9 protein-coding genes and 1 pseudogene are annotated in these 10,378 nt (G+C 68.3%); 5 read left to right on the top strand and 5 right to left on the bottom strand.

The genetic code is table 11. The features are described from left to right. The 3 genes and pseudogenes from ER13_RS07310 to ER13_RS19195 all read right to left on the bottom strand — a co-directional run. Positions 1-2,127: helicase-related protein (locus ER13_RS07310; RefSeq protein WP_035307994.1), on the bottom strand; the 2,127-nt coding region annotated here is incomplete at its 3' end. Positions 2,128-2,173: 46 nt separating this feature from the next. Then, on the bottom strand, positions 2,174-2,503 hold the full coding sequence (locus ER13_RS19235) for a response regulator transcription factor (RefSeq protein ID WP_304412777.1): 330 nt from the start codon (positions 2,501-2,503) through the stop codon (positions 2,174-2,176). Positions 2,504-4,082: 1,579 nt separating this feature from the next. Next, a pseudogene (locus ER13_RS19195) lies at positions 4,083-4,826 on the bottom strand (TonB-dependent receptor plug domain-containing protein); the annotation flags it as partial. Between the two features lie 163 nt (positions 4,827-4,989). On the opposite strand from ER13_RS19195, the gene ER13_RS07300 reads away from it, so the two are divergent. Further along, a complete protein-coding gene (locus ER13_RS07300; RefSeq protein ID WP_035308000.1) occupies positions 4,990-5,529 on the top strand; it encodes an RNA polymerase sigma factor in 540 nt (179 codons plus the stop codon). A 17-nt stretch (positions 5,530-5,546) separates the two neighbouring features. After that, the gene (locus tag ER13_RS07295; RefSeq protein WP_008260877.1) at positions 5,547-6,431 is read left to right on the top strand and encodes a FecR family protein; all 885 of its coding nucleotides are present in this window, start codon (positions 5,547-5,549) and stop codon (positions 6,429-6,431) included. A 231-nt stretch (positions 6,432-6,662) separates the two neighbouring features. Here ER13_RS07295 and ER13_RS07290 read toward each other — a convergent pair whose 3' ends face one another. Further along, positions 6,663-7,445 (bottom strand): SDR family oxidoreductase, encoded by a 783-nt coding sequence (locus ER13_RS07290; RefSeq protein ID WP_008260281.1) that lies wholly within the window; start codon positions 7,443-7,445, stop codon positions 6,663-6,665. Between the two features lie 2 nt (positions 7,446-7,447). After that, entirely contained in the window at positions 7,448-7,777 is a 330-nt protein-coding gene (locus ER13_RS07285; RefSeq protein WP_035307987.1) for a nuclear transport factor 2 family protein, read from the bottom strand. A gap of 55 nt (positions 7,778-7,832) precedes the next feature. On the opposite strand from ER13_RS07285, the gene ER13_RS07280 reads away from it, so the two are divergent. The 3 genes from ER13_RS07280 to kdpA all read left to right on the top strand — a co-directional run bounded on the left by ER13_RS07280 (position 7,833) and on the right by kdpA (position 10,370). Continuing rightward, complete coding sequence (locus ER13_RS07280; RefSeq protein WP_035307985.1) at positions 7,833-8,255, top strand: helix-turn-helix domain-containing protein; 423 nt, start codon at positions 7,833-7,835, stop codon at positions 8,253-8,255. Between the two features lie 303 nt (positions 8,256-8,558). Then, the gene (locus ER13_RS17935) at positions 8,559-8,642 is read left to right on the top strand and encodes a potassium-transporting ATPase subunit F (RefSeq protein WP_081836166.1); all 84 of its coding nucleotides are present in this window, start codon (positions 8,559-8,561) and stop codon (positions 8,640-8,642) included. A gap of 18 nt (positions 8,643-8,660) precedes the next feature. Continuing rightward, on the top strand, positions 8,661-10,370 hold the full coding sequence (gene kdpA, locus ER13_RS07275; RefSeq protein ID WP_035307982.1) for a potassium-transporting ATPase subunit KdpA: 1,710 nt from the start codon (positions 8,661-8,663) through the stop codon (positions 10,368-10,370). The last annotated feature ends 8 nt before the right edge of the window (positions 10,371-10,378 follow it).

Raw genomic sequence — 10,378 nt, 5'->3', positions numbered from 1 at the left:
GGGAATCAGGGGGGCGTCCAGGAAGGCCTGGGCGAAATGGCGGGCGCGGGGCTTCTGCAGGCCGGGCAGCCAGACGGAATGAACCCCGACGCGGATGGCGAAGCCTTTCAGCGTGCGGCGCTCGACCTGGCTGAGGGCGGCCAGGTCGCGTTCGACGTCGCGCCGGTCGATCAGGCCGCCGGCCTCGATCAGGCGGAAGGCGATGCCGCGGGGCAGACCCTTGAGCGCGCCGGACTCGACCGCCTGACGCAGGCGGCGCAGGTCGCGCAGGGCGCGGCCGGCCTCGAACGCCAGCCAGGCCTCGATCCGACGCTTGGCGCGCTCGCGGGCGGGCGTCGGACCCAGTTCGCCCAGCAGGCGGACGGAGGGCGAGAAGGGATCGGCGCCGGTCGGCGTGGACTGGATCTGGGCGGTCAGGACGCCGCGCCAAAGGACCGCCCCGTCCGGCGTGACGGCGAAGGCCTCGTCGGTCTCGGCGGCCAGACGGCCCAGGCGGCGGTTGATCTCGGGCGTGACGGCGCGGACCGCCGCCTGGCGCAGGGTGCGGTCCTCCAGGGCGGAGGCGCCCTTCTCCATCTGGAACCGAACGCCTTCAAGCTGGCCCACCACCTGGCCCTCGACCGTCACCTCGCCGTCGTCGGCGACGCCCGCGAACGTATCCTCGCGGACGTTCAGGGCGCGCATCAGGGCGGTGGTGCGGCGATCGACGAACCGGGCGGTCAGGCGCTCGTGCAGGACGTCGGACAGGCGGTCCTCCAGCGCACGGGTCCTGTCGCGCCAGCCTTGCGCGTCGTGAACCCAGTCGGGGCGGTTGGCGATGTAGGACAGGGTGCGGACGGCCGAAAGCCGGGCCGACAGCTGGTCGATCTGGCCGTCGTCGCGATCCACGAAGGCGAAGCGCGGCCCCATCCAGTCGTCGGTCAGCCGGCCCCGCTTGCCGGTCAGGGCGTGGAAGACGTCCCTGGCCAGGCGGGCGTGCTCGTCCAGCGTCGTCTTCTGGAAGTCGGGCAGCTGGCAGGCTTCCCACAGCCGCATGACGGCGCCGCGCGAACGGCCGACGCGGGCCACTTCCTCGTCCTTGATCAGGCGGCGCAGCAGGGTCTCGTCCAGGGCTTCGGCCGTCAGGCTGAGGCCGCTGCGCTGGGGCGTGACCGTCAGGGAGCGCAGCAGGTCGGGCAGGGTGTCGAAGTCCAGTCTGGCGTTACGCCATTCCGCCGCCTCGACCGGATCGAACCGGTGCTCGACCACCTGTTCCACCAGATCGGCGTCCAGATCCTCGGCCTCGGCCGTGACGCCGAACGTCCCGTCGCGCAGATGGCGGCCGGCGCGGCCGGCGATCTGGCCGATCTCGTGGGCGTGCAGCCAGCGGGTCCGCCGTCCGTCGAACTTGCGCAAGCCGGCGAAGGCGACATGGTCCACGTCCATGTTCAGCCCCATGCCGATGGCGTCGGTGGCGACCAGGAAGTCCACCTCGCCCGACTGGTAAAGGGCGACCTGGGCGTTGCGGGTGCGCGGGCTGAGCGAGCCCATGACCACGGCCGCCCCGCCCCTCTGGCGCCGGATCAGTTCGGCGATGGCGTAGACCCGCTCGGTCGAGAAGGCGACGATGGCGCTGCGGCGGGGCAGGCGGGTCAGCTTCTTGGACCCGGCGTAGGACAGGGTGGACAGCCGGTCGCGGGTTACGATCTCGACGTCCGGGACCAGACGGCGGATCAGGGGCTCCATGGTCCCGGCGCCCAGGAACATGGTCTCGAACCGGCCGCGCGCGTGCAGCAGCCGCTGGGTGAAGACGTGGCCGCGCTCGGGGTCGGCGACCAGCTGGATCTCGTCGATGGCCAAGAATTCCACCGACCGCTCCAGCGGCATGGCCTCGACGGTGCAGACGAAATAGTGCGGGCGCGGCGGGACGATCTTTTCCTCGCCCGTGATCAGGGCGACGGCGGCCGCCCCCCGCTGTTTGACGATACGCTCATAGATTTCGCGCGCCAGCAGCCGCAGCGGCAGGCCGATCATGCCCGAGGCGTGACCCAGCATCCGCTCGACCGCCAGATGGGTCTTGCCGGTGTTGGTGGGCCCCAGCACCGCCGTGACGCGGGAAGGGGCGAGGCCTGCGGACCGGTCGCTCATGACCCCTGCAAGGTGGCGATGATCGCCGTGCGGCTCAAGGGCCTTTTCAGACTTCGGCGCAGCGCAGCCCCATCCGCACCAGCATGGACAGGCTGGTGGCCTGCATCTTCTGCATCACCTTGGCGCGGAAGATCTCGACCGTTCGGGGGCTGATGCTGAGGCTGATGGCGATTTCCTTGTTCGACTTGCCGTCGATCAGGGCCTCGAACACCTGACGTTCGCGCGGCGTCAGACTGGCCAGGCGGGACGTCGCCTCCTCGCGCGCCTCGCTCTCGACCTCCTGGCGCTCCAGGGCGGACAGACAGCCGCGCACGGCCTCGAGAATACGGTTCGGGTCGAAGGGTTTTTCGATGAAGTCGACGACGCCCGCCTTCATCAGCTGAACCGCCAGAGGGACCTCGGCGTGACCGGTGATGACGATCACGGGCCAGGTCTCGCCGCGCCCGCCAGACGCCCCGATCATTGGGGCGGTAGGACAGGTTCAGACTGGGCAGAAGCATGTCGTAGCGGCTGCGGTTGGCGGCCCAGTCGCCGGGCGTTTCGCCCTCGCTCGCATCGGGCAGAACCCAGAACCGGTTGACGATGCGTGCCCTTTCTTGGCGCAGGCCGAACTGCGTCTCCCAGGCTCCGGTCGCATGCGTGGCCATGACGTAGACGGCCTGAACGATCTCGCGCCCCGACTGGCTGTTGCAGTTGAGGTTGTTGACGTACAGGGCGCCGCAAGTGTCGAAACTCTCGGTCGTGCGGTTGGCCTCGAACAGGGCCTCGAGCCGGTCGTGATCGATCCGGGGGATCGACCAGTCGTAGAGGCCGGGAAAGACCTCGGCGTAGGTCCCCTTGGCGATCCCCAGCGCCTCCCAGGTCAGACCGGCGGTCTGATAGATGTCGCCGAAGAAGGCGTTGGTCCAGTTCCGGTCCGTCAGGTCCCGGTCGCTCCGCCCCAGTTTGGCGCCGATCCGAAGGTTGCGCCACGGCCCCTGCATCGGCGTGAAGCTCAGGTCGAAGCCGCCGCCGTATCGCATCTGTTCGCTGAACTGTTCGGTGCGCTGGCCGGCGCGACGCGCCACCAGCACCGATCCCGCCTGGTTCAGATCGTCGAACACGCTCTGCGGCCACTGGGGCACCGGCAGGCCGTCGCGATACTGCACCGTCACCCCGCCGAAGGCGCGCGGGGTCTGCCCAACGTTGTACCCATCGTTCTGGTTGATCCACGCCGAGGCCTCCAGATGGTCGGGGCGGGCGCTCTCGCCGCGGCTGGCGAACAGATAGGGCGTCAATCGCCAGCGGCCGGAGACCGCATCGGCCTTCAGACTGAGCGTCGACAGGGAGACATTGTCCGGATTGGTCTCGTACCAGACCCGCGTCGACAGATCCCGGACCGACAGGCGATAGACGCCCGATCCGTCGTCGATCCAGGACTGGGCCCCGCTGACGACCTGGCTGAAGGTGGAATTCTGCTCGGTGCGGGCCTGGGCGTGGGTGGCGTTCAGCCGCAGGTCCAGACCGGGAGCCGCGCGCCAATCCAGCGCCAGGGCGTAGTTCTGCAGGCGACTGCGCCCGCTGGAGACGCCCACGTTCAGGCTTGTCTGAACCAGCCCCTCCTGCGGATTTTCGGCGTCGGGCGCCCCGCCGGCCGCAGAGCCTGAAACCCCATAGGCCCAGCCCCGGTCGTTCTGGGCCGCCATCACCCCGGCCAGTTCCGAATTGACGAAGCTGCGGTCTTCGTGGGCGGCGGCCAGATAGAGGCCGAACTGTCCTGCGGCGCCGAAACGGCGGCCGTGTTCGACCCGGATCGTCTCGCCCAGACCGGATTCGCCATAGTCCCGCGCCCGCGTCTCGACCCGACCGCCGACGGTGACGGCGGTCCAGGGCGATCGCGACAGATCCGTCGGTCCGGGCGTCTGGAAGTCCAGGGCGGCGCCAATGAAATCACCGTCCAGATCCGCGCGCCCGGTCTTGTGCACCACCACGGTCTGGAAGGCGTCCGGCGGCAGCAGGTTCAGTTGGACCCCGCGCGAATAGGGCAGACCCTGGGCCACCGACACGCCGTTGATCATGCTGAGATTGTATTCGGCGTTCAGGCCGCGATAGGCGGCGTACAGACCCTCGCCGCGCGAGGCCGAGTCGATGCCGCCGATAAAGGACCGCCCGGTGTTGATCACCGTCATGCCCGGCAGGTCGCCCAGGGCTTCCGACAGGTTCTGCGCCCCGCCGCGCTCCATGTCCTCGCGCGAAAGGCTGCGCACCGACGTCGGCGCATCCAGATCAGTCGCCAGGCGACGGGCGATCTCGCCGGGCTCCGGACGGCGCCCCCACACCTGTATGGGCTCCAGGTCCGCAGTCGGAGCCTCTATCGGGGGCGGCGGCGACAACCGGGGCCGGGCGACGATGACGAAGGTTCGGCTGTCCACCCGACGCGCCGCAAAACCCGCGTCGGCCAAGGCCAGGTCGAAAGCGCGCGCCGTCTCGAACCGCCCGACGACGGCGCGGCTCCGTCGCCCCTCAAGCCGTTCCGCCGGAAACAGGATCTGGACGCGTCCCTGGCGCGCCAGGGCCCGCAACGCCGCAGCCAGCGGCTGGGCGGGAACATCGAAGACCGGAGCCCGCCCGGCCGCCGACACCGACGACGGCAGGATCGCGACAGCCAGAACCGCTCCGCCGACAGACCGTAGGAAAGCGTGACGTCCGCCACAGCCCATGTGGGACGATCCGTGATGAACCCCGCGACTGCGAGGCTTCTATGGGGCGGCTGCAATGAATTGATGACATTCGCGGCCCACGGATTTGGCGGCCTGTCGACGGCGCTGCGTCTCTTGAGGTACAGGCTAGCGAGTTCGGATGTTTGACGGCGTCGCCCCATCGATGACAGCTTCACGAAAGCCCGCCGATCCGGCGGTCGCGATCATGGCCGAGCTGATGCAGCGGTTTGACGCGCGACTGCGTCTGTACCTGCGTCGCTTCCTCGCGCCCGCCGATGTCGAGGACGCCTTGCAGGACATCTATCTGCGGCTCACGCGGCTGGCGGGCCGGGTTCCTCCGCCCGATTTCAACGCCACCTATGTCTTCAAGACCGCCGACAGCGTGGCGCGCGACCTGCGTCGGCGACGGCTCGGACGCGGCGGCGACCGCCATGTCGAGGTGTCTGACGATCTGGCCCACGACGCCCCTTCCCCTTTCGACGAGGTGCGCTGGCAGCAGAACGCCGACCTGCTGCGCCGCGCCATCGCTTCGCTGACGCGCGATCAGCGGATGGTGCTGATGATGCATCGTGTAGAGGGTCTGACCCTGGTCGAGATCGCCGAACGCCAGCGCATCCCGCTGCGGACGACCCAGCGCCTGCTGGCCGACGCACTTGCCCGTTGCCGGCACAAGCTTAAGGATTGCGGATGGTTCGAACAGTAATTCCATTTCGCCCCCCTGTGCGTGACGCCGAAGCCGAGGCCTTCGTGGCTGAACGCCTGCGCGAAGAGCAGGGCGGGCGCGCCTCGGACGCCGGGTCGAGCGAGATCCAGGCGGTCTGGGACGCGCTGGGCCAGATGGAAGCCGCCGATTTCGTTGCGGACGACGGCCGGGCGGCGACAGGCCGTGTCGTGAACCGCCGCGCCTGGATCGCGGGCGGAACCCTGGCCGCCGGCGTGGCCCTGGGCGGCGTCTTCCTCTGGCGCCAACAACCCGTGATCTACGAGACCGAGGTCGGCGAGCGCCGCACGATCGCCTTGCCAGACGGCTCCCAGGTCACTCTGAACACGGCCAGCCGCATATCGGCGCGGTTCGCCGGGCGTGAGCGCGAGGTCGTGCTGGAATCGGGAGAAGCCTTCTTCGCGGTGGCGCATCAGGATGACGCCCCCTTCGACGTCCTCAGCCACGCGGCGCGCATCCGCGTCACCGGCACGCGGTTCAACGTGTACCGCCATGCGACCTTCACCGACGTCGATCTGCTGCAGGGCGGCGTGGCTGTGGGACCGGCGGCGGAGCCTTCGCAAGCGCGCCTTCACCTTCGCGCCGGACAGGCCGTACGTCTGTCATCGGCCGGAGACCCCGGCCCGGTCTCCGCCGCACAGGGCGGCCGTATCGACGACTGGCGCCAGGGCCGCATCAGCTTCGACCGCACGTCGCTGCGTGCGGCGGTCGTCGAGATGAACCGATACAGCAACGCGCCGCTGCGCATCCTGAACCCGTCGCTGAACGCTCTGGAGATCGACGGGGTCTTCGAGGCCGGCGACACGGCGGCCTTCGCCAAGGCGCTGGGGCGGCTGCACGGCGTGTCGGTTCGCTTCGACAGAGGGGCCTGGACGCTGTCCTGATACGACGCGCCGGGCCGCGCCCGCGAAAGGCGGGAGCGGCGTCTCATCTTACGGCGACACGCCGACGCCGCAGAGCCCGGCTTCCCGTGGCGACAGCGGCAGAATATCCAGAGCCATGTTCTCTGGCGACGTATCGGCGTCGAAGACCTGAGCCCGCTCGAAGAAGAGGCCGGGCGCCGGCAACCGTTTCCGGCGCGCGGCGCCCCATCGTCCCTCGATCCTCATCTCCGCCTAGACGGTAGGAATCGTGCCCCCATCGATCACATACTCGCCGCCGTGAATGGCTGCGGCGCGGTCGGAGGCGAGGAATGCGATCAACTCGGCGACCTCCTCCGGTTTCGCCGCCCGCCCCAGGGGGATCCCGCCGAGCGCGTTCAGGACGCTTTGCCGCGCATCTTCCAACGTCCCGCCCGAGCCTGCGGTGATCCGTTCCAGCAAGGCGTCCGAGGCTTCCGTGGATATCCAGCCGGGCGACACCACATTGACCCGCACGCCCCTGGGCCCCAGTTCCTTGGACAGGGCCTTGCTGTAGGTGGACAGGGCCGCTTTGGCGGCGGCGTAGGCGGTGGTGGATTCCGGTAAAGGCAATGTCCGCTGGATAGACGAGACGTGGATGATGGCGCCGGATCCCCGCCCGATCATCTGCGGCGCCAGCAGGCGATCCAGGCGAACCGCAGGCATCAGGTTCAGATCAAGTTCGGTGCGCCAATGCGCGTCGGTCAGGGCGGCGAAGCCTCCAGCCGGCGCCGACGAGCCGCCGACGACATGCACCAGAACATCAACGCCGCCAAACCGGTCCATCGCGGCCTGGGCCAAGGCCTCGCACCCTTCCAGCGTCATGAGATCGGCCTGGACGAACTCAGCGCCGGTCGAGGTCTCGGGGGCCGCCCGCGCGGCTGTGATCACCCGGGCGCCGCCGGCGAGAAAACGCTGGACGGTCGCGCGGCCGGCGCCCTTGGTGCCGGCGGTGACGAGAATCCGTCGACCTTCGAACTCTGTGGGATCGGGGCGCATCGTCACAGCGAGATCTCGAGCGCGCGGATGGCGTCGTCGCCCAGAGTGAAGCGAAGCGTGAACCGAAGGGGGCTGCCCTTGAAGTCGCCGGCCGTGGGTCCCTCCAGGACGACCTGGTCCCCGTCGTGGCGCATCGTATCCGGCTTGAAAATCGCCTTGCTCGCGATCGTGGCCTCGAGCATCCACCGTCGGAGCGCCGCATGGCCCTGATGGCGCCCGCCGTCGTCCTTCACGACAGCGTCAGGCGCAAAGGGCTGCAGCATGCCGGCAAGGTCGAGGCGCGCATTGGCCGCGACATAGTCAGCGATGGGTTTGGGAAGGTCGGCGATCATTGGGTCTCCCGTTCGGATTCTTGCGTTCGATCCAAACTGCAAGTACGCTCCCACAATGGCAAGAACCGACGAAAAAGTTAGGTACGCACCTGAAGGTAAGCCCTTCGACTACACCCCCCAGACTGCGGCCTTGAGCGCGCAGAATGTCATCCGTGTCCTCGAAGGACGCTGGAAGCTGGTGATCCTGTTCCAGCTGTTCGGGTCGAACGTGCGGCGGTTCTCCGAACTCGAAAAAGCTATTCCCGGCGTGTCGCAGAAGATGCTGATCCAGCAGCTTCGACAGCTTGAAGCCGATGGAGTCGTGGCCCGCATCGTCCACCCCCAGGTCCCGCCCAAGGTGGAATATCATCTGACCGAATGGGGACAGTCCCTCTGCCCGGTTCTCGACAAGCTCCTTAGCTGGGCCGAAGCCGCCCCCGCCGATGTGCGTGACCGGCTGATCGAAAGCGATCGATCAGCGGCGAACACACAGGGCTGAGTTCAGGACAGGCGGCCAGTGCGTCGATGTTTCGATTGGCTCCCACTCCTGCCCCGCAATCGCCTTTCGGCTCATGAACGGCGCTGCTTGCGGTGATGAGGACGCACGTCTTCCCTTTCGCATTATGATTTCATTACGCCGAACGCCGGGATTCACATCGCGCCTTTACGCCCCTCCATGGTCCCTCCCGGCTCTGATTTGAGCTGAGGAGGCCGGCATGGCCGATGTTGTTTTTCTGGCGGTCGGGGCCGGGGCGTTCATCGCCTTCGCCGCGCTGGCCGCAGCGTTGAGACGGGTGTGACGATGATCGCCATGCTCTGGGGCGCGGGGGCGGTCGTCGTCGCCGTTTACATGGTCGCGGCTCTGCTGCGGCCCGAGCGGTTCTGAAGAACCGGGACTGAAATCATGAACATTCAAGGATGGGGCGAGATCGCCCTGACCCTTGGGCTGGCCGTACTGCTCGGCTGGCCCATCGGCGTTTATATGTCGCGCGTCTGGAACGGCGAGCGGACCTGGCTGGATCCGGTGCTGAAACCGGTCGAGGCCGTCTTCTATCGGGCGGCCGGGGTCGATCCGAAGCGCAGCCAAGGCTGGCTGGGCTATGCCGGAGCCCTGCTGGCCTTCAACGCGGCGGGCTTTGTCCTGCTGTACGCCATCCTGCGTCTGCAAGGCGTGCTGCCGATGAACCCGCAAGGCTTCGCCGGCGTGTCGCCACACCTGGCCTTCAACACCGCCGTCAGCTTCGTCACCAACACCAACTGGCAGAGCTATGGCGGCGAGACGACCCTGTCGACCTTCACCCAGATGGTCGGCCTGACGGTTCAGAACTTCGTCTCGGCCGCGACCGGCGCAACCATCGCCGCCGCACTGGCGCGCGCCTTCATCGCCAATCGCGGCGAGGGGGTCGGCAATTTCTGGGCCGACCTGACCCGCACCACCCTGTATGTTCTGCTGCCGGCCGCCTTCGTGTTGGCCGTGGTGCTGTCCGGCCTGGGCATCGTCCAGAGCCTGACCGCCAACGTCCATGCGACGACGGTCGAGGGCGGGTCCCAGACCCTGCCGTTGTTCCCGGCGGCCAGCCAGGTGGCGATCAAGCAGTTGGGCATCAACGGCGGCGGCGTGTTCAACGTCAACGGCGCCCATCCATTCGAGAACCCTTCGCCTCTGACCAATCTGATCACCGCCGTGGCGATCAACGTCATGGGCTGGGCCGCCTTCTTCGCCTTCGGCCGTTCGGCCATGGCAGGGCGCGACATCCGCGCCCTGGTCGCGTCGGCCCTGATCATCCTGAGCGTCTCCAGCGCGGCCATGTATGTGATCGAGACCCAGCCGGCCCCGGCCCTGGTCGCCGCCCACGTCGATGCGTCGGCGAACATGGAGGGCAAGGAGGTCCGCTTCGGGGCGCCGGCCTCGACCGTCTGGTCGGTCGTGACGACCGGCGCCTCGAACGGTTCGGTCAACTCGATGCACGCCAGCTATATGCCGCTGGGCGGGGCCTTGCAGATGTTCCTGATGCAGCTGGGCGAGATCCTGCCGGGCGGGATCGGGTCGGGCATCGCCATCATGGTGGTGATGGCCCTGCTGTCGGTCTTCGTCGCGGGCCTGATGGTCGGTCGGACACCGGAATATCTGGGCAAGAAGATCGAGGCGCGCGAGATTCAGTTCGCCATGATCGCAGTGCTGGTTCTGCCGCTGGCCATCCTGGGCTTCTCGGCCGTCAGCGCGGTGTTCCCCACAGCGCTGGAAGGGTTGCTGAACGACGGGCCGCACGGTCTGTCCGAGATCCTGTACGCCTACACCTCGGCGGCGGCGAACAACGGCTCGGCCTTCGCGGGACTGACCGCAAACGCCCCCTGGTGGAACACGACCCTGGGCCTGGGCATGTTGTTCGGGCGGTTCGTTCCGGCCGTCGCCGTCCTGGCCATCGCCGGCAGCCTGGTGGTCAAGCCCAAGCTGGCGGCGTCCACCGGCACCCTGCCCACCGACAACGGCCTGTTCATCGGCCTGCTGATCGGCGTGATCCTCATCCTCGGCGGTTTGCAGTTCCTGCCCGCCCTCGCCCTGGGACCGATCGTCGAGCACTTCCAGGTGCTCGCGGCGGTCGCCGGCGCCTGATCCTCCGG

The sequence above is a fragment of the Brevundimonas sp. EAKA genome (genome assembly GCF_000698025.1).
GTDB classification, from domain to species: Bacteria; Pseudomonadota; Alphaproteobacteria; order Caulobacterales; family Caulobacteraceae; genus Brevundimonas; species Brevundimonas mediterranea_A.
This window is presented reverse-complemented; position numbering and strand designations above follow the sequence as displayed.

Bases quoted from the DNA above. Each gene is read 5' to 3' on its own strand.
- ER13_RS19235 (WP_304412777.1), bottom strand. From the start codon at position 2,503: ATGAAGGCGGGCGTCGTCGACTTCATCGAAAAACCCTTCGACCCGAAC.
- ER13_RS07300 (WP_035308000.1), top strand. From the start codon at position 4,990: ATGACAGCTTCACGAAAGCCCGCCGATCCGGCGGTCGCGATCATGGCC.
- ER13_RS07290 (WP_008260281.1), bottom strand. From the start codon at position 7,445: ATGCGCCCCGATCCCACAGAGTTCGAAGGTCGACGGATTCTCGTCACC.
- ER13_RS07285 (WP_035307987.1), bottom strand. From the start codon at position 7,777: ATGATCGCCGACCTTCCCAAACCCATCGCTGACTATGTCGCGGCCAAT.
- ER13_RS07280 (WP_035307985.1), top strand. From the start codon at position 7,833: ATGGCAAGAACCGACGAAAAAGTTAGGTACGCACCTGAAGGTAAGCCC.
- ER13_RS17935 (WP_081836166.1), top strand. From the start codon at position 8,559: ATGATCGCCATGCTCTGGGGCGCGGGGGCGGTCGTCGTCGCCGTTTAC.
- kdpA (WP_035307982.1), top strand. From the start codon at position 8,661: ATGAACATTCAAGGATGGGGCGAGATCGCCCTGACCCTTGGGCTGGCC.